General features: G+C 71.2%; 20 protein-coding genes and 2 tRNA genes. 11 read left to right on the forward strand and 11 right to left on the reverse strand.

The features are described from left to right. Window positions 1-88: 88 nt before the first annotated feature. Both SLV14N_RS12995 and SLV14N_RS13000 read right to left on the reverse strand, forming a co-directional pair. On the reverse strand, window positions 89-736 hold the full coding sequence (locus tag SLV14N_RS12995) for an alpha/beta family hydrolase (protein ID WP_229837978.1): 648 nt from the start codon (window positions 734-736) through the stop codon (window positions 89-91). 58 nt (window positions 737-794) lie between these two features. Then, window positions 795-1,628, reverse strand: coding sequence for an SOS response-associated peptidase (locus SLV14N_RS13000; protein WP_208681064.1), 834 nt, complete (start codon window positions 1,626-1,628; stop codon window positions 795-797). Window positions 1,629-1,663: 35 nt separating this feature from the next. Here SLV14N_RS13000 and SLV14N_RS13005 point away from each other — a divergent pair, with 35 nt between their 5' ends. The 4 genes from SLV14N_RS13005 to SLV14N_RS13020 all read left to right on the forward strand — a co-directional run bounded on the left by SLV14N_RS13005 (window position 1,664) and on the right by SLV14N_RS13020 (window position 5,427). Beyond that, on the forward strand, window positions 1,664-2,377 hold the full coding sequence (locus SLV14N_RS13005; protein ID WP_263269395.1) for a M50 family metallopeptidase: 714 nt from the start codon (window positions 1,664-1,666) through the stop codon (window positions 2,375-2,377). A gap of 165 nt (window positions 2,378-2,542) precedes the next feature. Further along, the gene (gene aroA / locus SLV14N_RS13010) at window positions 2,543-3,916 is read left to right on the forward strand and encodes a 3-phosphoshikimate 1-carboxyvinyltransferase (protein WP_208681066.1); all 1,374 of its coding nucleotides are present in this window, start codon (window positions 2,543-2,545) and stop codon (window positions 3,914-3,916) included. Between the two features lie 14 nt (window positions 3,917-3,930). After that, window positions 3,931-4,938, forward strand: a complete 1,008-nt coding sequence (gene rsgA, locus SLV14N_RS13015; protein WP_018089476.1) for a ribosome small subunit-dependent GTPase A — start codon at window positions 3,931-3,933, stop codon at window positions 4,936-4,938. A gap of 165 nt (window positions 4,939-5,103) precedes the next feature. After that, the gene (locus SLV14N_RS13020) at window positions 5,104-5,427 is read left to right on the forward strand and encodes a multidrug efflux SMR transporter (protein ID WP_018089475.1); all 324 of its coding nucleotides are present in this window, start codon (window positions 5,104-5,106) and stop codon (window positions 5,425-5,427) included. Window positions 5,428-5,481: 54 nt separating this feature from the next. Here the strand turns inward: SLV14N_RS13020 and SLV14N_RS13025 are convergent, their stop codons facing one another. Further along, a complete protein-coding gene (locus SLV14N_RS13025) occupies window positions 5,482-6,216 on the reverse strand; it encodes a TetR/AcrR family transcriptional regulator (RefSeq protein WP_263269396.1) in 735 nt (244 codons plus the stop codon). Between the two features lie 176 nt (window positions 6,217-6,392). Here SLV14N_RS13025 and hisN point away from each other — a divergent pair, with 176 nt between their 5' ends. After that, window positions 6,393-7,196, forward strand: coding sequence for a histidinol-phosphatase (hisN, locus tag SLV14N_RS13030; RefSeq protein ID WP_018089473.1), 804 nt, complete (start codon window positions 6,393-6,395; stop codon window positions 7,194-7,196). A 150-nt stretch (window positions 7,197-7,346) separates the two neighbouring features. Beyond that, window positions 7,347-7,748, forward strand: a complete 402-nt coding sequence (locus SLV14N_RS13035; RefSeq protein ID WP_208687853.1) for a cyclic nucleotide-binding/CBS domain-containing protein — start codon at window positions 7,347-7,349, stop codon at window positions 7,746-7,748. A gap of 169 nt (window positions 7,749-7,917) precedes the next feature. Here SLV14N_RS13035 and SLV14N_RS13040 read toward each other — a convergent pair whose 3' ends face one another. Further along, window positions 7,918-9,381, reverse strand: a complete 1,464-nt coding sequence (locus SLV14N_RS13040) for a catalase (protein ID WP_208681068.1) — start codon at window positions 9,379-9,381, stop codon at window positions 7,918-7,920. A gap of 159 nt (window positions 9,382-9,540) precedes the next feature. Between SLV14N_RS13040 and SLV14N_RS13045 the strand changes: the two genes are divergently transcribed. From SLV14N_RS13045 to SLV14N_RS13060, 4 genes are all read left to right on the forward strand, one after another. Continuing rightward, entirely contained in the window at window positions 9,541-9,960 is a 420-nt protein-coding gene (locus SLV14N_RS13045; protein WP_208681069.1) for a Fur family transcriptional regulator, read from the forward strand. A 359-nt stretch (window positions 9,961-10,319) separates the two neighbouring features. Next, on the forward strand, window positions 10,320-11,105 hold the full coding sequence (locus SLV14N_RS13050; protein ID WP_263273131.1) for an ABC transporter ATP-binding protein: 786 nt from the start codon (window positions 10,320-10,322) through the stop codon (window positions 11,103-11,105). Further along, window positions 11,102-11,992 carry an ABC transporter permease gene (locus SLV14N_RS13055; protein WP_263269397.1) on the forward strand — a complete coding sequence of 297 codons (891 nt, stop codon included), beginning with the start codon at window positions 11,102-11,104 and terminating at the stop codon, window positions 11,990-11,992. The genes SLV14N_RS13050 and SLV14N_RS13055 overlap by 4 nt, the downstream gene beginning before the upstream one ends. Before the next feature lie 49 nt (window positions 11,993-12,041). Then, on the forward strand, window positions 12,042-13,172 hold the full coding sequence (locus SLV14N_RS13060; protein WP_263269398.1) for an ABC transporter substrate-binding protein: 1,131 nt from the start codon (window positions 12,042-12,044) through the stop codon (window positions 13,170-13,172). 48 nt (window positions 13,173-13,220) lie between these two features. Here the strand turns inward: SLV14N_RS13060 and SLV14N_RS13065 are convergent. From SLV14N_RS13065 to SLV14N_RS13080, 4 genes are all read right to left on the reverse strand, one after another. Next, window positions 13,221-13,294 (reverse strand) — tRNA-Met (locus SLV14N_RS13065). A gap of 110 nt (window positions 13,295-13,404) precedes the next feature. Beyond that, window positions 13,405-15,255 carry a tetratricopeptide repeat protein gene (locus tag SLV14N_RS13070; protein ID WP_208681071.1) on the reverse strand — a complete coding sequence of 617 codons (1,851 nt, stop codon included), beginning with the start codon at window positions 15,253-15,255 and terminating at the stop codon, window positions 13,405-13,407. 207 nt (window positions 15,256-15,462) lie between these two features. Then, window positions 15,463-15,536: transfer RNA gene (locus tag SLV14N_RS13075), tRNA-Met, on the reverse strand. Window positions 15,537-15,646: 110 nt separating this feature from the next. Then, complete coding sequence (locus tag SLV14N_RS13080; RefSeq protein ID WP_208681072.1) at window positions 15,647-18,451, reverse strand: UPF0182 family protein; 2,805 nt, start codon at window positions 18,449-18,451, stop codon at window positions 15,647-15,649. Window positions 18,452-18,665: 214 nt separating this feature from the next. Between SLV14N_RS13080 and SLV14N_RS13085 the strand changes: the two genes are divergently transcribed. Beyond that, window positions 18,666-19,220 carry a PPA1309 family protein gene (locus SLV14N_RS13085; RefSeq protein ID WP_208681073.1) on the forward strand — a complete coding sequence of 185 codons (555 nt, stop codon included), beginning with the start codon at window positions 18,666-18,668 and terminating at the stop codon, window positions 19,218-19,220. A gap of 72 nt (window positions 19,221-19,292) precedes the next feature. Here the strand turns inward: SLV14N_RS13085 and SLV14N_RS13090 are convergent, their stop codons facing one another. The 3 genes from SLV14N_RS13090 to SLV14N_RS13100 form a co-directional block, all read right to left on the reverse strand. Then, the gene (locus SLV14N_RS13090) at window positions 19,293-20,390 is read right to left on the reverse strand and encodes a PDZ domain-containing protein (protein ID WP_208681074.1); all 1,098 of its coding nucleotides are present in this window, start codon (window positions 20,388-20,390) and stop codon (window positions 19,293-19,295) included. A gap of 123 nt (window positions 20,391-20,513) precedes the next feature. Then, the gene (locus SLV14N_RS13095) at window positions 20,514-20,696 is read right to left on the reverse strand and encodes a hypothetical protein (RefSeq protein ID WP_208681075.1); all 183 of its coding nucleotides are present in this window, start codon (window positions 20,694-20,696) and stop codon (window positions 20,514-20,516) included. A 341-nt stretch (window positions 20,697-21,037) separates the two neighbouring features. Further along, complete coding sequence (locus tag SLV14N_RS13100; RefSeq protein WP_208681076.1) at window positions 21,038-21,517, reverse strand: molybdenum cofactor biosynthesis protein MoaE; 480 nt, start codon at window positions 21,515-21,517, stop codon at window positions 21,038-21,040. Window positions 21,518-21,533 lie beyond the last annotated feature (16 nt).

Below are 21,533 nucleotides of genomic sequence, written 5' to 3' on the forward strand. Positions count from 1 at the left end.
CGGCCGGCCGCAGGAGCCCGGGGGACCGCAGGCCACCCCGCGTGCGGCCAGGCCGCCGGGGCGCGCCGCTGCGGCCCGCCCCGGCCCGTCAGCCGAACATCCCGTCCAGCCAGACCGCCACCGCGTCCGTGATCACGGCCATCGACTCCGCCTCGCCGACGCCCGCCTTCTTCGGCACCGCGAAGCCGTGGTCACCGTGTGCCACCTCGGTGATCTCCGTTCCCGGCGGGAACTCCTCCGGGCGCCCGAACGGGTCCCGGCCGCCCTGGACGACCAGCGTCGGCACCCCGGCGCCGGTCAGCTCGTCCGCCCGGGACTTCTCCGGCCGCCCCGGCGGGTGCAGCGGGAAGCTGAGCGCCAGTACGGCCTGGGCCCCCAGCTCACGCGCGGTACGGCAGGCCACCCGGGCCCCGGCGCTCCGGCCGCCGGCGACCACCGGCAGCCCCGGCTTCTCCAGCGCGGGCCACAGCGCGGTCCAGCCGGTGTCCAGGGTCTTCGGCGCGGGCGCCAGCTTCTTGCCCGCCACCCGCCACGGCTGCTCGACCAGCGCCACGGGGTAGCCGCGGGCCGGCAGCGCGGCCGCCAGGGCCCGCAGGTCACGTGCCTCGATACCGCCGCCGGCGCCATGGCTCAGCGCCACCACGGCCCGCGCGGGCTTCGCCGCGCGGTACCAGGTGATCCGGGCGTCGCCCGCCGGTGTCGCGACCGTCTCGGTCTCCATCGCCCCAGTGCTCATACGCCCATCCTGCCCGCGCCGCGGCGGGAAGGTCACCGCGGCGGCCCGGCGCGGCGGTTCAGAACAGCGTGCCCACCTCGGGTCCGTCGAGCTCGGTGACCAGCTCGGGCCCGTTGTTGCGGACATTGCTGACCTCGGTCGGGACCGGGTGGGCGCGCATCAGCCCGGCCGGCGGCGGCGCCAGCAGTGCACGCACCTCGTCCGGGTCGGTACGGGCCGGGTCGAGCCAGGCGTCCCAGCGGTCCGGGGTCAGCACCAGCGGCATCCGGGGGTGGATGTCGGCCAGCGACTGCGGCCCGGCGCCGCCGTCCGCCCCGGCCAGCGGTGTGGTCTCGGCCTCGGTGGTGACCACGGTGCAGGTCACCCACCAGGCCAGCGGGTGATCGCCGGGCAGCGTCCGGTCCCGCCAGAACTCGTACAGCCCGGCCATCGCCATCACGGAGCCGTCCGCGGGCGTCACGAAATACGGCTGCTTACGGGGCCGCTTCTTCCTGCCCTGCTCCTCCAGCTGCCGCTCCGCGGCGTCGGTGACCCACTCGAAATACCCGTCTCCGGGCAGCAGGCACCGACGGGTCGCGAAGGCCTGGCGGAAGGACGGCTTCTCGTGCACCGTCTCGGACCGCGCATTGATCATCTTTGCGGCGGCCTCAGGTGATTTCGACCACGAGGGGACCAGGCCCCACTTCAGCGCCCGCAGCTGGCGCACCGGGCTGCCCGGCGGGAAGTCCGCGGCCGCCGCGCCCTTGAGGGGGCGTTCGAGCACCGCGTGCACCTGGGCCGTCGGGGCCACGTTCCAACTGGGCGCCAGGGTCTCCGTCGGCTCCCACTGCTGAACGCCGAAGTCCCCCACCAGGTCCTCGGGGCGTCGACTCGCTGCATACCTACCGCACATGCATGCCACACTGCCATGCCACACGAAGGGGAGACATGGACACCGACCACCTCACGGACATATGGAGCCGCGTGTTCGGGACCCAGCCCGATCCCTCGCTCTGGCTGGTGATCGCCACGGCGGTGCTCGCGCTGGGCGCCGTCGTCCCGCACACCGCCTGGCGGCTGGCGCGCAACGCCGTCACCATCGCGCACGAGGGCGGGCACGGGCTGATCGCGCTGGTCACCGGCCGCCGCCTGGACGGCATCCGGCTGCACTCCGACACCTCGGGTCTGACCGTCTCGCGGGGAAAGCCGACCGGTCTGGGCATGGTGCTGACCGCCGCGGCCGGCTACATCGCGCCGTCCCTGCTCGGCCTGGCGGGCGCCGCACTCCTCGCCGCCGGGCACATCACGGCGCTGCTGTGGGGCGCCACCGCGCTGCTCCTGGCGATGCTGATCATGATCCGTAACGCCTACGGCGTGCTCACGGTCGTACTGACCGGCGCCGCGTTCGTGCTGGTCTCCTGGCTGACGACGCCGCAGGTGCAGGCGGCGTTCGCGTATGCGGTGGTGTGGTTCCTGCTGCTGGGCGGGGTGCGGCCGCCGTTCGAGCTCCAGGGGAAGCGGCGGCGCGGAGGGGCCGTGGACTCCGACCCGGACCAGCTGGCGCGGCTGACGAATGTCCCGGCATTCGTCTGGCTCGGCCTCTTCCACGTGGTGACGCTGTGCTCCCTGATAGGCGGCGGGCGCTGGCTGCTCGGTGTCTGACGTCAACCGCCCCGCGCCGACGGCCGGTTCACGTGCCGGCACGGCCGGCGCTTCCGTCGCGGACGAGGTTCCGGCACGTGAGCGCCTTACCAGTGCCATGTTTCACAGGGGTTGCGCCGCTTTTGATCAAGATCGGCACCCTTGCCCAGCCATTAAAGTAAGGGCATGACCGAGAGCCCCACTCACCCCGCCCTGTGGCCCGCCCCCCTCGCCCCGGGGGCCGTCGATGCCACCGTCACCGTGCCCGGCTCCAAATCGGTCACCAACCGCGGCCTGGTCCTGGCCGCCCTCTCCGCCGAGCCCGGCTGGCTGCGCCGGCCGCTGCGCTCCCGTGACACGCTCCTGATGGCCGAGGCGCTGCGCACCCTGGGCGTCGGCATCGAGGAGACCGCCTCCTCCAGCTCGGCCGGTGCCACGGACACCGCCGGGCAGCCCGGCGGCGGCGAGGCCTGGCGGGTGATCCCGGCGGGCCTGCACGGCCCGGCCACCATCGACGTCGGCAACGCAGGAACGGTCATGCGCTTCCTGCCGCCGGTCGCCGCGCTCGCCGACGGTCCGATCCGCTTCGACGGCGACCCGCGCTCCTACGAGCGTCCGCTCGGCGGCGTGATCGACGCACTGCGCGCCCTGGGCGCCCGGATCGACGACGACCACCGCGGCGCACTGCCCATGACGGTGTTCGGCAGCGGCGGCCTGGACGGCGGCCGGGTCGAGATCGACGCGTCCTCCTCCTCCCAGTTCGTCAGCGCGCTGCTGCTGTCCGCGCCGCGCTTCAACCAGGGCGTCGAAGTCCGGCACGTGGGCGCGGCGCTGCCCTCCATGCCGCACATCCGGATGACCGTCGACATGCTGCGCAGCGTCGGCGCGCAGGTGGACACCCCGGAGGCGGGCGGCGAGCCCAACGTCTGGCGGGTCACCCCGGGCGCCCTGCTCGGCCGCGATCTGGTCGTCGAGCCGGACCTGTCGAACGCCCAGCCGTTCCTGGCCGCGGCGCTGGTCACCGGCGGCCGCGTCACCATCCCGGACTGGCCCGAGCACACCACGCAGCCCGGTGACGCACTGCGCGAGATCTTCACCACCATGGGCGGCTCCTGCGAGCTGACCGACCGGGGGCTGACCTTCACCGGCAGCGGCCGGATCCACGGCATCGACGTCGACCTGAGCGAGGTCGGCGAGCTGACCCCCGGCATCGCCGCGGTCGCCGCGCTGGCCGACTCCCCCTCCACGCTGCGCGGGGTGGCGCACCTCCGGCTGCACGAGACCGACCGGCTGGCCGCGCTCACCAAGGAGCTCAACGAGCTCGGCGGCGATGTCACCGAGACCGCGGACGGTCTGCACATCCGGCCGCGCCCGCTGCACGGCGGGGTCTTCCACACCTACGAGGACCACCGGCTGGCCACCGCCGCGGCGATCATCGGCCTGGCCGTCGAGGGTGTGCAGGTGGAGAACGTCGCCACCACCGCCAAGACGCTGCCCGACTTCCCCGCGATGTGGACGGACATGCTCGACCCGGCGGCCGTACCCGCCCGGAGAGGCTGAGGGCTGACGCCGCCATGCGCCGCTACGGAAAGAACCCCGACGAGGACGACATCCGCGTCCGCCCCAACCCCAAGGGCAACCGCCCCCGCACCAACATCCGGCCCAAGCACGAGGACGCCGGCGAGGGGCTGGTCCTGACCGTCGACCGCGGCCGGCTGACCTGTCTCATCGAGGGCCGTACGGTCACCGCGATGAAGGCCCGTGAACTGGGCCGCAAGAGCGCGGTGGTCGGCGACCGGGTCGCCGTCGTGGGCGATCTGACCGGCGCCAAGGACACCCTCGCCCGGATCGTCCGGGTCGAGCCGCGCTCCTCGACACTGCGCCGTACGGCCGACGACGACGACCCGTTCGAGCGGGTCGTGGTCGCCAACGCCGACCAGCTCGCGATCGTCACCGCGCTCGCCGACCCCGAGCCGCGCCCCCGGCTCATCGACCGCTGTCTGGTCGCCGCCTACGACGCGGGCCTCGACCCGCTGCTGGTGCTGACCAAGTCCGATCTGGCCTCCGCGGACACCCTGCTGGAGTCCTACGGCGCGCTCGGCGTCCCCTACCTCGTCACCAACCGCGACGAACTCGCCGACGGCAGCGCCGCCGAGCGGGTCAGGGCGGCGCTCACGGGCCGTATGACGGCGTTCGTCGGGCACTCCGGAGTGGGCAAGACCACCCTGGTCAACTCCCTGGTCCCGGAGCGCCGCCGGGCCATCGGCCATGTCAACGCGGTCACCGGCCGCGGGCGGCACACCACCACCTCCGCGCTGGCGCTGCCGCTGCCCGACGACTCGGGCTGGGTCATCGACACCCCCGGCGTCCGGTCCTTCGGGCTGCATCACGTCGACCCGTCCCGGGTCATCCACGCCTTCCCGGACCTGGAACCGGGCACCGCGGACTGCCCGCGTGCCTGCAGCCACGACGAACCGGACTGTGCGCTGGACCAGTGGGTCACCGACGGCCACGCCGATCCGGCCCGCCTCTACTCCCTGCGCCGCCTCCTGGCCACCCGTGAGCGACGCGAGGGCGACTGATCGCCGAAGTTTGCCACCGTCCGTCCGAGGTAAAGGCATAATCACACCGAGGTCGGCGCAGGGGTCCGTCGGGCCCGGATCGCCCGGACGGGGCCTTGGGGAGTGTTTCTGACGCCCCGTCGTCGCTCGCCCGGGACAGGCCCTAGCTGACGGAGGCAATGGGACATGGCGTGGCTGCTGGTCGTGGTGGCGGGGATCCTGGAGACCGGCTTCGCGGTCTGCCTCAAGCTTTCGCACGGCTTCACCCGGCTGTTCCCGACCATCGCGTTCGCGGCCTTCGCCCTCGGCAGTTTCGGTCTGCTGACGCTGGCGTTGCGCAAGCTCGACGTCGGCCCGGCGTATGCGGTGTGGACCGGCATCGGCGCGGCCGGTACGGCGATCTACGGCATGGTCTTCCTCGGCGACGTGGTCTCCACCCTGAAGATCGTCTCCATCACGATGGTCATCGTCGGGGTGGTAGGGCTCCAGCTGTCGGGGGCGGCGCACTGAGCCGGCGCCCCGCGCACCGCCCCTGCCGTCCGCCTGCGTGGCCGTGACACCCCGTCAGCGGCGCTCCCCCGGCTGCGCGTCGGCCGGCACCCGGGCGAAGGCGCCCCGTACGAGCCGGGACACCGCCTCCGTCTCCAGCTCCCGGCGTGACCACGGTGCCGGTACGCGCCCCGGGGACGGCGCCGTACCCGGTGTCACCGGGGCGACCACACAGGCCAGGGTCAGCCGCGCCGCGGTTTCACAGGCGTCCCCCAGGGCCGGCAGCTGCTCCTCGGGCCAGTCGGGCTCCAGCGCCGCGACCGCCTCGTCGCAGAACCGGCCGACGAGATCGGCGGGCCCGGGCAGCGGTCCGTCGCCCGACGGGGCGGCCCGCTGCGCGGGGATGCCGGGCCGGGCGGCCCGGAGCGGCGCGGTGTCGGCGGCGGCCGGCGAGGGGGCCGGCAGCCGGTCGCTCCAGCAGCCCGTCAGTACGGCTCTGACCAGGGGGTTGGCGCGTGCGGTCCGCAGTGTCCAGGCGGCCGCGGCCGCCACCCGGCCCGCCGCGTCGCCCCTGGTGCCGGCGGCTGGGGAGCCCTGGGACAGCGCCCGTGCGACCCCGGCGAGGTAGTTGTCGGTCTCCCGGCGGACGAGGGCGCGGGCCAGCCCCTCCTTGCTGCCGAACTCGTTGTAGAGCGTCTGCCGGGACACCCCGGCCGCGGCCGCGACATCGACCATCCGTACGGCCGTCCAGGCCCGTTCCGTCAGCGCCGTGTAGGCGGCGTCCAGCAAGGATTCACGCGCTGCGGGCATCCGTCGCCTCCCCGGCCGCCGGCCCCGGGTAGCCGGTGTGCGCACAGAATTGACGCACCGCCAGATGCTGTCAAGGGTCGTCGCGGCAGGCGCTCACCGGCGCCGCGCGGACCGCCACACGCCGGGCGGCACACGGCCGTGTGGCTCCGGCGTATACCAATGGATACTGTTCGCACATGCCCGACTATCACGATGATCTTCGCCTCGGCCATGTTCTCGCGGACGCCGCGGACGCCGCCACCATGGAGCGCTTCAAGGCACTCGACCTCAAGGTCGAGACCAAACCGGACATGACACCGGTGAGTGAGGCGGACAAGGCCGCCGAAGAACTGATCCGCGGCCAGCTCCAGCGGGCCCGGCCACGGGACGCGGTGCTCGGCGAGGAGTTCGGCAGCGAGGGCGCGGGGCCGCGTCGCTGGATCATCGACCCGATCGACGGCACCAAGAACTATGTGCGCGGGGTGCCGGTCTGGGCGACGCTGATCGCCCTGATGGAGCGCGGGGAGGGCGGTGACCGCCCGGTGGTCGGCATCGTCTCCGCACCGGCGCTCAACCGCCGCTGGTGGGCCGCCGACGGCCTGGGGGCCTTCACCGGCCGCAGCCTGACCTCCGCGACCCGGCTGCAGGTCTCCAAGGTGGGCCGCATCCAGGACGCCTCGTTCGCGTACTCCTCGCTGACCGGCTGGGAGGAGCGCGGCAAGCTGCCCAGCTTCCTCGATCTGAGCCGGGACTGCTGGCGCACCCGGGCCTATGGCGACTTCTGGCCGTACATGATGATCGCCGAGGGTTCGGTGGACATCTGCGCGGAGCCGGAGCTGTCGCTGTGGGACATGGCGGCCTGTGCGGTGGTCGTGAAGGAGGCCGGCGGGCAGTTCTCCGGACTGGACGGCAAGCCGGGCCCGCACAGCGGCAACGCGGCGGCCTCGAACGGTCTGCTGCACGAGGATCTGCTGGGTTATCTCGGCGACTCCCCGCACTGACCTGCGGCGGGGCGCGCAATCGGACAACCGTCCAGCGCTTGCCCCTTGTTGCATCGGCGGAGGCGTGTGAACATGAGAATCCCCCACTTTGTGAACTTGTGAATCCCTTCGCAAGCACATTCACCAAGGAGGTGGCTCCACTCCATGCCCATGTACGTCAAAGACGCCATGAGCACGGTGGTCCTCACCATCGGGCCCGCTCACACCCTCCGCCAGGCGGCACAGCTGATGGCGGCCCGCCGCATCGGCGCGGCCGTGGTCCTCGACAGCGACACCTGCGGCATCGGCATCCTCACCGAGCGCGACATCCTCAATTCCCTCGGCGCGGGCGAGAACCCCGACCGGGAGACCGCCCAGACCCACACCACCCCGGACGTGGTCTTCGCCGCTCCGGACTGGACCCTGGACGATGCCGCGGACGCCATGGTGCGCGGCGGCTTCCGCCATCTGATCGTGCTCAACGACCAGGAACCGGTCGGTGTGGTCTCCGTACGCGACATCATCCGCTGCTGGTCGACCACCACGGAGCGAGCCCGCCCCGTACCCGCCTGAACCACGAACGGCTCCGGGCACCAACACCCCGGAGCCGCCCGCACGAAGAGGCCGAAGCCCCATGGCATCCGGCCTCTTCGCTTATTACGGCAACCGACAATTGAGCAACCCCCACGGCGTGCAACCACCTACGCGAGAGCGGCGGCGGTTTAGCCGCAAAGGGGGGTGCTCAGCCGCGCAGGGCCTGGACCGCGGCTTCCAGCCGCTTGCCGTAGTCCGCGTCCGCCTTGCGGAAGTTCTCGATCGCCCGCTGGGCGATGTCGTCGCGGGAGACCTGGGAGATGAAGCCCGCCAGGTTGTCGATCAGGCGCTCCTTCTCGTCCTCCGCCATCAGCCGGTAGAGGTTGCCGGCCTGGACGAAGTCGTCGTCCTCGGCGTGCGAGGGCGCGGCCTGCTCACCGGTGGGGCCGGTCACGGCGACCGGCTGCCACAGGGGCCGGCCGGTTTCGACGGGGCCGCCGAAGCTGTTGGGCTCGTAGTTCTTCTGCCCGGCGTGACGGCCGTCGTAGAGCACACCGTCCCGGCCGTGGCTGCGCGCCTCGGTGGCGTGCGGACGGTTCACCGGCAGGTGGTCGGCGTTGATGCCGACGCGGTAGCGGTGCGCGTCGCCGTACGCGAAGAGACGGCCCTGGAGCATCTTGTCGGGGGACGGGCCGATACCCGGCACGAAGTGGTGCGGGGAGAAGATCGACTGCTCGACCTCGGCGAAGATGTTCTGCGGGTTGCGGTTGAGCTCCAGCTTGCCGATCTCGATCGGCGGGTAGTCCTCGTGCGGCCAGACCTTGGTCAGGTCGAAGGGGTTGAAGCGGTAGTTGGCCGCCTCGGCCGCGGGCATGATCTGCACCTGGACGGTCCAGCTCGGGAAGTCGCCGCGCTCGATGGACTCCCGCAGGTCGCGCTGGTGGCTGTCCGGGTCGAGGCCGGAGGTCTCCGCGGCCTCGGAGGTCGTGAGGTTCTCGATGCCCTGGTCGGTCTTGAAGTGGTACTTGACCCAGAAGACCTCACCGGCCTCGTTGTTCCACTGGAAGGTGTGCGAGCCGTAGCCGTTCATGTGGCGGTAGGAGGCGGGGATGCCGCGGTCGCCGAACAGCCAGGTGACCTGGTGGGTGGCCTCGGGCGACAGGCCCCAGAAGTCCCAGACGTTGTCCGCCTCCTGCGAGCCGGTGTACGGATCGCGCTTCTGGGTGTGGATGAAGTCCGGGAACTTGATGGCGTCCTTGATGAAGAACACCGGGGTGTTGTTGCCGACGAGGTCGTAGTTGCCCTCTTCGGTGTAGAACTTCAGCGCGAAGCCGCGCGGGTCACGCACCGCGTCGGCCGAGCCGAGGTTGCCCGCGACGGTGGAGAAGCGCAGGAAGGTCTCGGTCTGCTTGCCGACCTCGGAGAGGAAATTCGCGCGGGTGTACTTGGTCACATCCGCGGTCACCGTGAAGGTGCCGTACGCACCGGCGCCACGGGCGTGCACGATGCGCTCCGGGATGCGCTCACGGTTGAAGTGCGCGAGCTTCTCGATCAGGAGCTGGTCCTGGATGAGGCCGGGTCCGCCGATGCCGGCCGTCTCGCTGTTCTGGTTGTCCCCGACCGGAGCCCCGGACTCCGTGGTCAGCGGTCCAGTGATGCTCTCTACCGACACGTGCGCCTCCTGAAAGTCTTCTACACCTGCCCTTGGCTTGCGCCGGTCACGATCCTACATTGGACATTGTCTAAGTCAAGAAGAAAGCGAAACTCGTACACGATCCGGTGATGGACGGCCGCTGCTACCCTGGGTCTATCTGACTGATAGGTGAATGGCATGAGTGACCTGCTTGAACGGCTCCGGGGACGCGGCTGGCGGCTGACCGCGCAGCGACGCGTCGTCGCCGAGGTCCTCGACGGGGACCACGTCCACTACACCGCCGACGAAGTGCACGCGCTGGCATCCGACCGGCTCCCCGAGATCTCCCGCGCGACGGTCTACAACACCCTGGGCGAGCTGGTGTCGCTCGGCGAGGTGATCGAGGTGAGCACCGACGGCCGGGCCAAGCGCTACGACCCGAACGCCCACCACGACCACCAGCACCTCATCTGCTCGCAGTGCGGCACGATCCGCGACGTCCACCTCCAGGGCGACCCGCTCTCCGCACTGCCCGAGCCGGAGCGCTACGGCTTCCAGGTCTCCGAGGTCACCGTGACCTACCGGGGCATCTGCCCCAACTGCAGCGCCCCGTCCTGACGCCCGGGGAAGCCGGCCCCCGCGCGGGCCGCTCCCGCACCGGACCACTCCGTACACCGCATCGAGCCCGCGCCCACCCGGCCGCGGGCTCCTTCGCGTACCCGGCCGGCCCGTCGCCCTCGTCACCGCACCACCACATCTGCACACACCGCACACCCATGCCCGCACGACCCTTGCCCGAATCTGACGCCCCGTCATATCGTCGGCGCGCCGCGCTTTCCGGCCACCGGGCGCCACCGGGCCCGGGCCCGCACCACGGCGGCACCCTGTCCGCACTCCGCAAGGAGCACCCCGTGGGAGAGCCGCCCCCTTCCTCCGCAGCGCACCACCCACCCGCCGACCCGCCCACACCACCGGCCCTGCGCGCCCGCGCCCTGGCCCGCTCGTTCGGCCGCGGCAGCAAGGCGCTGGCCGCCCTCGGCCCCGTCGATGCCGATATCGCGCCCGGTGAATGCGTCTGTGTCGTCGGCCCCTCCGGCTGCGGGAAGTCGACCCTGCTGCGCATCGCCGCCGGGCTGCTGCGTCCCAGTGAGGGCGAGCTGGAACTCCGGGTGAGCGCCGGCCGCCCGGCCGCGATGATCTTCCAGGACTACGGCATCTACGACTGGAAGACCGTGCTGGCCAACGTCCGCTTCGGCCTCGACCTCCAGCGCGTGCCCCGTAAGGAGGCCGACGAACGGGCCCGCTCCTGGCTGGCCCGGATGGGGCTCGCCGACTTCGCCGCGGCCTACCCGGCCACGCTCTCCGGCGGTATGCGCCAGCGCGTCGCCCTCGCCCGCGCACTCGCCGTGGAGCCCGGGATCCTGCTGATGGACGAGCCGTTCGCGGCCCTCGACGCCCAGCTGCGCACCGTCCTCCAGGACGAACTGCTCGACCTCACCCAGACCACCCGCACCACCACCCTCTTCATCACCCACAGCCTCGAAGAGGCACTGGTACTCGGCGACCGGGTCCTGGTGATGTCCGCCCGCCCCGGCCGGATCATCGCCGAACGCCGCCCGCCCTTCGGCCGCCCCCGCACCGGCGACGTCCGCGCCACCCCCGAATTCACCGCCGTGAAGGCCGAGTTGTGGCAGCTGCTGCGCGACGAGGTCGACCGGAACGGCCCGGCACACCGGACCACCGAGGGGGCCGTCCCCGCATGACCAGCGCACTCCCCCGGCCCGGCCACGAGGACGACCGGCCCGCCACGGCCGACCGCCTCCTCGTCCGCCGCCCCGGCCCCCGGGAACTGCGCCCCGAGCGCACCCACCGCCGCCGGCGCACCCTGGAGATCTCGCTCGCCGTCGCCGTTCCGCTCCTGCTCGTCCTGCTGTGGCAGCTGGCCGCCGACCGGGCCTGGCTCGACGACCGCATCTACCCCGCACCGTCGACGATCCTGGCCGACGGCTGGGACCGCGCCCTGGCCGGCGAGCTGTGGCCGGACGTGTGGGCCACCCTCCGGCGCGTCCTGGCCGGCTATGCCGTCGGGACCGTCACCGGCTGTCTCCTGGGCCTGCTGATGGGCTCACTGTCTCTCGTACGGGCCGCCCTCGAACCCCTCCTGGACGCCCTGTACGTGGTCCCCAAGCTGGCCCTGCTGCCGGTCTTCCTCAACATGTTCGGGCTCGGCGAGGGCCCGCAGGTCGCCCTCGTCGCCACCACCGTCTTCTTCTTCGTCTGGATTTCGACCATGGCGGCCGTGATGGCCATCCCCTCCGGCCACCGCGACGCGGGCCAGGTCTTCGGCGCGGGCCCCTGGCAGATGTTCCGGCACGTCCTGCTGCCCGCCTCGCTGCCCGCCGTCCTCGTGGGCGCACGGATCGCCGCGGGCGTGGCCGTCCTGGTCATCGTCGCCTCGGAACAGATCGCCGCCACCGACGGCCTCGGGCATCTGATCTTCGACTCCCGCGCCCTGTTCCAGAACGACGTGATGTTCGTCGGCATCGTCTGTGTGGCCGTATTCGGCGTGCTCTTCTCCGAGTTGGTGCGGCTGGCCGGGCGCTTCCTCACCCCGTGGGCACCCCGCGACCGCGGCCGGCCCCGCAGCTGATCCCCGCACCGCCCCGTCCGACCGGACGCCGCCCCCGTACGGAGGTCCCATGCGCATCCGCACCACCACTGCCGCGCTGATCGCCGCACTCGCCCTCGGCGCGGGCTGCGCCGCCCCCGAGACCAGCCCGTCCGCCGCCCGGCCCCGCACCGTCAAGCCCGTGGCGGGCTGCGGCACGGTCTCCTGGACCGACCCCGCCGACCTCGCCCCGGACCGCGCACCGGCCCGCTGCGACAAGGGCGCCCCGGCCCCGCGCCGCCTCGCGAAACGCCGCACGCTCACGGTCGCCACCGGCACCCTCAAGGCCGAGTACGTGGCGCCGCTGCGACTGGCCCTCGCCAGGGGCGAGTTCGCGAAGGAGGGCCTGGACGTCCGGCTGGAGGTCCTGCCCACCCCGGAGGCGCTGCCGCTGCTGGCCAAGGGCGAACTGGACGCCCTGTGGGCGGCCCCCGAGGCCGCCGTCGTCAACGGCGTCAACGGCGGCTTCGACATCCGCTGGGTGGCCGGCAACTTCTCCCCCGACCCCAGGTCCAAAAGCGGCCTGTGGGTGCGCCTGAAGAGCGGCGAGAGCGCCGCCTCGGCCTCCCTGGAGGGAGCGAAGCTGGGCACCATGATCGGGAAAGGCTCCGTGATCATGTACCCGATGACCCGGACCTTCGCCGGTCACGGCGCCCGCCTGGGCTCCGTCGCCTTCCAGCAGCTCGGCTCCTCCGACGTACTGACCGCCCTGACCGGCGGCGGCGTGGACTCCGCCTGGCTGCTCGACCCGGTCTGGCGGCGGGTCGACGGCGACGAGCGGTACGCCTTCCTCGGCGGCCAGCCCCGGGGCGAACCGCTCGGCGGCGCCCTCTACGGCCCGAATCTGCTCCAGCAGGACCCGGACGCCGGCGTCGCCTTCCTGCGCGCCTACCTCCGCACGGTCAACACGTACTTCACCGGCGACTACAAGGCCGACAAGACCTTCGCCGCCGAGCTCGCGAAACTGCTGGACGTCGACGGGCAGATCCTGACCTCGGTGCCCTCGCTCCGCATGGACTGGGAGATCAGAAAGGGCACCACGGACCGGCTCCAGAAGGCCTACCGCGACGCCGGCGTCACCCAAGGGGCGCCACTGCCGGAGGACCGGCTCGTCGACCGCAGCCTGTACGCGGAGGCGGTCGGCCACCGGCTCCGGAAGTGAGCACGACGAAGGCCCGGATTCTCAGAGAATCCGGGCCTTCGTCTTCAGTAGCGGGGACAGGATTTGAACCTGCGACCTCTGGGTTATGAGCCCAGCGAGCTACCGAGCTGCTCCACCCCGCGCCGTTGTGTCCACACTTTAACCCCGGCCCGACGACCAGCGCAAATTCCTTCCGCGGGGCCCGGGACCCGGCCCTGTGGGCCCGGCCCCGGGCTTCCGGAACTGCCGCCTGTTACGCGCTGAGCTCCTCCTGGAGCGCCGTCCGCAGCCGCGCCGCACGCTCCGCCACCTCCGGCGGCCCCTGCTCCACGGCGCGCGCACACCAGCTCTGCGCCTCCGCCAGCGCACCGCGCCGGGCGGCGAGCAGCGCCAGCCGGAGAGCCGCCCGGCCGTGCCCCTCCTCGGCGGCACGCTGCCACCACAGGGCGGCCTCCGGGAGGCTGCCCTCACGGGCCAGCAGCAGCCCGAGGTTGAAGGCGCCGTTACGGCTGCCGGCCTCGGCCGCCGCGCGGTACCACTCGGCGGCCTCGACGACCTCGCCGCGAGCCGCCGCGAACATGCCAACCCGGACCTGGGCGCGACGGTGGCCCTGACGCGCGGCCCGCTCGTACCACTGCATGCTCTCGTCGTCCGCCGCGCGCTCACTGTCCGCGAGCCCCTCGCCCGCGGCCGTCGTCTTGCGGTCGAGGAGGTCGGCGAGCCGGAAGGCCGCCTCGGCGCTGCCGCCGCCGGCCGCACAGCGCAGATTCCGCTCCGCGTCCTGCAGCTCACCGTCCCGCAGCTGCACGATGGCGACCTGCAGCGCCGCCTCGGTGTGCCCGGCCGCGGCCGCCCGCTCGTACCAGGTGTGCGCCATGCGCTCCTCGCCGCGCCCGGCGAAGAGAATGCCGAGGTTGAACGCGGCGTCCACACTGCCCGCCTCGGCCGCCTTGGAGAACCACGGCTCGGCCCCCGAGGCGTCGCCGCGCTGCAGCAGCAGGATGGCCAGCGCGTTGGCGGCCTCACGGTGTCCGGCGTAGGCGGCCCGGCGGTACCACTGCTCGCCACGCCCCTCCCGGCCCTGCTCGGCACAGAGCAGCCCGATGTTGTAGGCGCCGTTGACGTCCCCGGCGTCCAGCGCGGCGCGGTACCAGCGCTCGGCGGTCTGCAGCTCACCACGGTCGGCGTGCAGCGCACCGAGCGCATTGGCAGCGTTGCCATCGCCGTCCTGGGCGGCGCGCCGCCACCATTCGGCGGCGCTCTCCTCGTCCCCCGCGTCACGCAGCAGGAAGCCCAGCGCACAGGCGGCGCGCGGCTCTCCGTCCTTGGCGGCGGACAGGTACCAGCGTCCCGCCTCCTGGACGTCACCGCGCTCCTCCAGCAGCGCGCCCAGCTGCAGCGCGGCCCGCCGGTGGCCCCGCGCGGCGGCCTGGCGGTACCACTGCTCGGCCTCCTCCTGCTGGTTCAGCTCCCCGTACGCGGGGACCCCACGGTGGTCCGCGTCGCGCCCGTCCTCGATGAGCCGGGCGAGGCGGTATGCGGCCTCCCGGTGGCCACGCTCGGCGGCCGTACGGAACCAGCGCTCGGCACCGATGTCGCCGCGGTGCTCCAGGAGATCGGCGAGGGCGTAGGCGCCCAGGCAGTGGCCGGACTCGGCGGACTGGCGCAGCCAGTACTCGGCGGCCGGCTCGTCGCCGCGCTCGCGGTAGTGGCGCCCGAGGGCGTGCGCTGCGGCGGCGGAACCCGCCACGGCGGCGATGCGCCACCAGCCGGCCGCCTCGTCCCCGTAGCCCCGCTGGTGGAGCAGCACGCCCAGGTTGTTGGCCGCGGCGCGGTCACCGGCGGCGGCCGCGGAACGCAGATGCGGCTCGGCGCCGTCGAGGTCGCCGCGGCGCAGCAGCATCGCGCCGAGCGCGCTCATTGCGGCGGTGTCGCCCGCCTCGGCGGCCCGGCGGTGGCCGGACTCGGTCACGGCATCGGACGCCTCGGCGGCCTCCGCGGCCTCCATCGCGTCCATCTGCAGGTCGGATTCGCGCCCGTCGTCGGGCGCATGCACAAACCGGTCCGTCTCCAACAACCTTGCCTTGTCCCCCATAAGACCCATCGTCGCATCACCTGTAACCCGCGTACACCTGGTATACCGCAGCCAGTGAGGTCACTTCAGCGGTTTGTCGACTTCCCGACACGACGACTTGTCAAACTCAAGCACACAGCTTCCCCACATGGGCCGTACGACCCGGCCTTGACCAAGATCGACCTGAACACATGACGAAGGCCCGGATCCTTGAGGATCCAGGCCTTCGGCTTTCAGTAGCGGGGACAGGATTTGAACCTGCGACCTCTGGGTTATGAGCCCAGCGAGCTACCGAGCTGCTCCACCCCGCGTCGTTGTGTCCACAAGGTATCACGGTGGCGGACGGCCCCCGCACCGACGCGGCCCTGGTGCCACCGGTTCGCACCGGCGGCACCAGGGCCAGGAGACACGGCGGGCCGGCTCAGCTGCCCGGCTTGCCCTTCTCGGACGCCTTCGCCGCCCGGTCCAGCGCGGCCTTCAGCTTCTTCTGGGCCTCGCCGTAACCGGCCCAGTCGCCCGAGGTACGCGCCTTCTCGCCCTCCTCGTAGGCCTTCTGCGCATCGGCGAGAGCCTGCTGCACCGTCTGGTCGGACGGTGGCTGGCCGGTGTCGCCGCCGCCCGGCGGCTCCTCCGTGCCCGTACTGGGCGCCTTCTTGCCGAAGACCACATCCAGCGCGTCCTTGAGGGAGTCCTCCAGGACGGGCTTGTTGTCGCCGTAGCTGACCAACACCTTCTTCAGGAGCGGGTAGTTGGTGTTGGCACCGCGCAGATACACCGGTTCGACATAAAGCAGTCCGCCGTCCAGTGGCACGGTCAGCAGATTGCCGTACTCGATCTCCGAGTCGCCGAACTTCTTGAGGATGTTCAGCTCATTGGCGATGACCGGATCGGAGTTGAACTTCGACTGCACCAGCTGCGGGCCGGGCACCGGCGTCTCCGACGGCAGCTTCAGCAATCTGATCTTGCCGTAGTCGCGGCTGGTCGCGTTGGCGTCGACGGCCATGAACGCACCGAGGTTGTCGCGCTTGTTGGGCGTGAAGGTCGTCGTCAGCGAGAACGCGCGGTTCTTCTGGTCCGGCATCTTCATGCTCAGGTAGTACGGCGGTACGGCGTTGCCCGATTTGGTCGTCGGGTCGTTCGGGATCTGCCAGCGCTCGGAGCCGGTGTAGAAGGTGCCGGGGTCCGTGACGTGGTACGTGGTCAGCAGCTGGCGCTGCACCTTGAAGAGGTCCTGCGGGTAGCGCAGATGCTCCTTGAGCGCCGGGCTTATGGCGCTCTTCTTCTCGACCGTGTCGGGGAACGCCTTCATCCAGGTCTTGAGGACCGGGTCCTTCTCGTCCCACTGGTAGAGCTTGACCGAACCGTCGTAGGCGTCCACCGTCGCCTTGACGGAGTTACGGATGTAGTTGACCTGGTTCTGCTGGGCCACCACCGCCCGCTGGCCGTCGGTGAGCGAATCGGCCGTGCTGTCCCCGAGCGTGGTGCGCGAGGCGTACGGATAGCCGTTGCTGGTGGTGTAGGCGTCGACGATCCACTTGATCCGGCCGTTTATGACCGCCGGATAGGCGTCGCCGTCGATGGTCAGCCAGGGGGCGACGGATTCGACGCGCTCCTTGGGCGTGCGGTTGTACAGGATCCGCGAGCCGTCGCCGATCGCGCCGGAGTAGAGGATCTGCGGCTCCCCGAACGCCACCGCGTACGCGGCACGGTTGATCGGGTTCCCGAGGTTGACGCCGCTCTTGCCCCGGTAGCTGTAGCTCTTCTCGCCGCTGTCGTCGGAGTAGTCCAGTTCCTTCTGCGGACCGCCGACGATGGAGTACTGCGAGGTCTTCTCGCCGTAGTACACCCGCTGCTGGTACGGGGGGAGCTGCCCCTTGGACGGCAGATCCGACTCGGTGTACTTCGGGCCACCGCCTTCGGAGGCCTCGGTCCCCTTGGCGGCGACCGCGCCGTAGCCGTGGGTGTACTTGAAGTGGTCGTTGATCCAGTTGCGCTCGGGGATACCGGCGATGTTCAGCTCACGCAGACCGATGACGGTGTCCTGCTCGGCGCCGTCCTTGTCCTTGTAGCGGTCGACGTCCAGGGTGGACGGGAACTGGTAGTAGCCCCGCACCTGCTGCTGTTGCTGGAAGGCCGGCGAGACCACGTTCGGGTCGAGCAGCCGCATACTGGCCGTGGTGTCGGCGTTGTCGCGCAGCCGCTGGCTGTCCGCCTTGCCGGTGGGCTGGTAGTCGCCCTTGTACGGCGTGACCTCGGAGTCCTGGATGTCGTACGCATCCCGGGTCGCCTTGATGTTCTGCTTGATGTACGGCGCTTCCTTGGCCTGCTCGTTCGGCTGGACCTGGAACTTCTGCACGATCGCCGGGTACAGCCCGCCGATGAGGACCGCCGAGAGCACCATCAGGCCGAAGCCGATCACCGGCAGCTGCCAGGTCCGCCGCCAGAGGGTGGCGAAGAACAGCACCGCACAGATCGCCGCGATGAAGAACAGGATGGTCTTCGCCGGGAGATAAGCGTTGGCGTCGACATACCGCAGGCCCGTCCAGTTGTCGGCCGACTTCAGGCCGCTGGACTTGACCGCGAGGCCGTACCGGTCGAGCCAGTACGCGATCGCCTTGAGCGAGACGAAGATGCCCAGCAGCACCGACAGATGGCCGGTCGCCGCCGCCGTCGCCCGCGAACCGGGGCTGGTCAGCCGCAGCCCGCCGTAGAGGTAGTGCGTCAGCGCCGCGGCGACCAGACACAGCACCGCACAGGCGAAGCCGAAGCTCAGCAGGAAGCGGTACCAGGGCAGGTCGAAGGCGTAGAACGCGACGTCCATGCCGAACTGCGGGTCCTTCTTGCCGAAGGGCACGCCGTTGACCCACTGCAGCCAGGTGCGCCACTCGCCGGAGGCCGAGGCGCCCGCGATCAGGCCGATCACCGCGGTGATCGCGATCAGCGCCCACTTCTTGAACGGCGCGATGCTCATCCGGTAGCGGTCCAGGCTCTGCTGCTCCATGGACATCGCGCTCAGCGGCGGCCGCAGCCGGTGCGCCAGCCAGATGTTGACGCCGACGGCCACGGCCATCAGGACGCCGAAGGAGAAGAACAGACCGATCTTGGTCCACAGGGTGGTCGTGAAGACCGAGGAGTACTTGACCGATCGATACCAGAGCCAATCCGTCCAAAACCCTGCAAACATCACGAAGAGCATGGCCAATACGGCCAGCACACCCAATGTCATGAGCAGGGTCCGGATCCGCCGCGATGGTCGGCCGACTCTGATCCGTGGCCCTGTCGGGCCTCCGCCGCGGTCCGGCATCTGGAAAGCCAAGGTGCGCACCTCGAAGTTCGCTGTCGTGTGAAGCAGGCCCGGCGATAGTAGGACCCACCGATGCAACTTACGAAGGCTTTACTCAGTTCCCGCTTTCCGGGGTACACAAGGCACGATGTTGAGCATGACCAACCTCCCCGTTGACGGCACCCCCCTCGCCGCCGACCCCCTGACCCGCGCGGTACTCGAGATCGACGAGTACAGCGCCGGGCTCGGCTGGGATCAGCCGGCCCGACTGTTCGCCCTCGTCGACACCGCCAAGCTGCGTGCCCAGGAGCCCTCGCTCGCCGCCCAGCTCGGTATCGACGACTCCACCACCACGTCCCTGACCCCCGTGGAACAGGACGAGATCCCGGCGGGCGTCCCGCTGGACGAGTTCCTGGGCACGATTGCCTGGCCGGATGCCGTCACCGGCTGTGCGTTGACCGTCGAGCGGCTGATGCTGCCGCCGTCCGCCGAGGACTCCGAGCCCGCGGGCATGGACGAGGCGCAGCTCGCCAAGTGGGTCGCCAGGCACCCGGACCGCCAGGAGGTCCGGATGACGGTGGCCGTGCTGCGGGACGGACGCCGCGAGTCGGCGCTGCGACTGCGCGAGAAGGACTCCACGTCCGAGGTCCTCACCGGCTCGGCACTGGTGCCGGGCCTCGCGGAGGCACTGGCCGCGACGTTCGAGGCCTGATCACGGCCGTCGGGGCCGCTCCCCCGGGCCGGGCGGTTCGCGTCCGGCTACCGGGAGCTCGGCGGGTCCGTCCTAGGAACGGCCTGCCGGGCTGCAGCTCGGCAGGCCGGCGGTGTCGCCCTTGCGGATCTTCTCCAGCGCCTTGACGGCGTCGCCTATGGTGCCGACCTTGACCAGGGTGAGCCCCTGCGGGATGTCCTTGGCCGCCGTGGCGCAGTTGTCCTTGGGCGTCAGGAAGAACTCCGCGCCCTTGTCGCGCGCGCCGACCGTCTTCATCGAGATGCCGCCGATCGGGCCGACCTTGCCCTTGTCGTCGATGGTGCCCGTGCCGGCCACGAACTTGCCGCCCGTCATGTCCCCGGGCGTGAGCTTGTCGACGATGCCGAGCGCGAACATCAGCCCGGCGCTCGGGCCGCCGACATCGGCCAGCTTGACGTCGATGGGGAACGGGAAGATGTGGTCCACCCCGGCCTGAATGCCCACGATGGCGCGGCCGTCGTCCGCCTTCTGCGTGGTGATCGTGACCTGCTTGGCACCGGCCTGGGGCCTCTTGCCCCGCTTCTCCGCCGCGGCGGCTTCCTTGGCGGGGATGATCGAGAAGACGACCTTCTCGCCCGGCTTGTGCCGGGTGACGAGCTTGGCGACGTCGCCGGTCTGCTTGACCGCCGTGCCGTCCACGGCCTTGATCACATCGCCCGCGTGCAGCCGTCCGTCGGCCGGCTTGTCCTTGACGACGGAGCCGACGACGGTCTGGGCGGCGACCGGGAGGTGCAGCTGCCGGAGGGCGGCGGCCTTCGCGCTCTCCTGGGACTGGCTGAACTCCTCGGCGTTCTCCTGGTCGGCCTGCTCGGCCGTCTGCCCCTCGGGGTAGAGCGTCTTGTGCGGCACCACGGCGTTGTCGTGGTCGAGCCAGCCGTACACCGCCTCGAAGAGGTTCATCCGGTAGTCGGGGCCGGTGACCCGGACGGTGGTCATGTTGAGGTGACCGGTCGTCGGATACGTCTTCCGCTGGGAGATCTGCAGCACCGGCTCGCCGTCGTGATCACCAAGAGTGTTGACCGTCGGCCCCGGAGACATCTCGGAGTACGGCACGGGGATCAGCACCCCTGCGCAGAGCAGCGCGATCAACATCAGGATCGAGGCGAGCAGCGTCGCGGTGCGGCGTGGCATGGAACGACAGTACGGGACGGGTATGACAACCGGCCCGCGGGGCCGTCCGTACGGGGTCGGCCCGCACACGCGCCATCGCCACCCCGAAGGGTGGCGATGACTTCCGCTGACGAACGGCGAATATCAGACCGGGTCCGAGGCGGGATCGGAAACGGAATGCTCCTTTTCCATGGCATCCCGGAACCGGGCATAGCCCGCGAGCTCTGCAACGTCCCCGCTCTTGCGATTCCGTAGGGCCCAGCTGCTCCACACCGCGGCAACCAGCCCGGCGCCAACCGGAATCAACAACCAGAGGAGCGCACCCATCAGCGACCTCCCAACCCCTTGTATGACCGCGATCGACGAATAAGCAGATTAACCATCTGCTCGGTCAACGCTCATGCCAGGGGGCGGGTTACGCAACCGGAACATAAGGCACCGGTTCGGCCTCCCGTTCGGAGGCCATCGCCCGCCCCGTCTGCTCTGTCGCCTGCCCGGAGAAAACGTGGTTACGCGCCGACCCTCCCGCCCGTCACCCGACCTCCACCCCCAGAAGACGGCGCTACGCACCGACCCTCCCGCCCGTCACCCGACCTCCGCCCCCAGAAGACGGCGCTACGCGCCGACCCTCCCGCCCGTCACCCGACCTCCGCCCCCAGAAGACGGCGCTACGCGCCGACCCATTCTTCTGTCCCGTCGGAGAACGTCTGGTGCTTCCAGATCGGTACTTCGTGCTTGAGATCGTCGATCAGCTTGCGGCAGGCCTCGAACGCCTCGCCCCGGTGCGGGCAGGACACCGCGACGACCACGGCCAGATCACCGATGCGCAGATCCCCTACCCGGTGGACGGCGGCCAGCGCTCGGACGGGGAAGTCGGCGATCACCTTCTCGGCGATCCGGCGCATCTCCGCCTCGGCCGTCGGGTGCGCGGAGTAGCCCAGGCCCTCGACGTCGGCACCGTTGTCGTGCGAGCGGACCGTGCCGACGAACAGGGCCGTGCCGCCGGCCGCCGCGTCGCCCACGGCCGCGAACACCTCGTCCACGGACAGCGGGGTATCGCGGATCTCCAGGAGCCGGACCGGGTCCGCCGCGGCCCGCTCACCGGGGTGGTCGCGGCCGGGGGACGAAGGGGAGGGCGTGCCAGACATACCCCCATCGTGCCGT

It is taken from the genome of Streptomyces sp. Je 1-4 4N24, assembly GCF_026239515.1.
In the GTDB taxonomy this organism is placed as follows: domain Bacteria; phylum Actinomycetota; class Actinomycetes; order Streptomycetales; family Streptomycetaceae; genus Streptomyces; species Streptomyces nigrescens.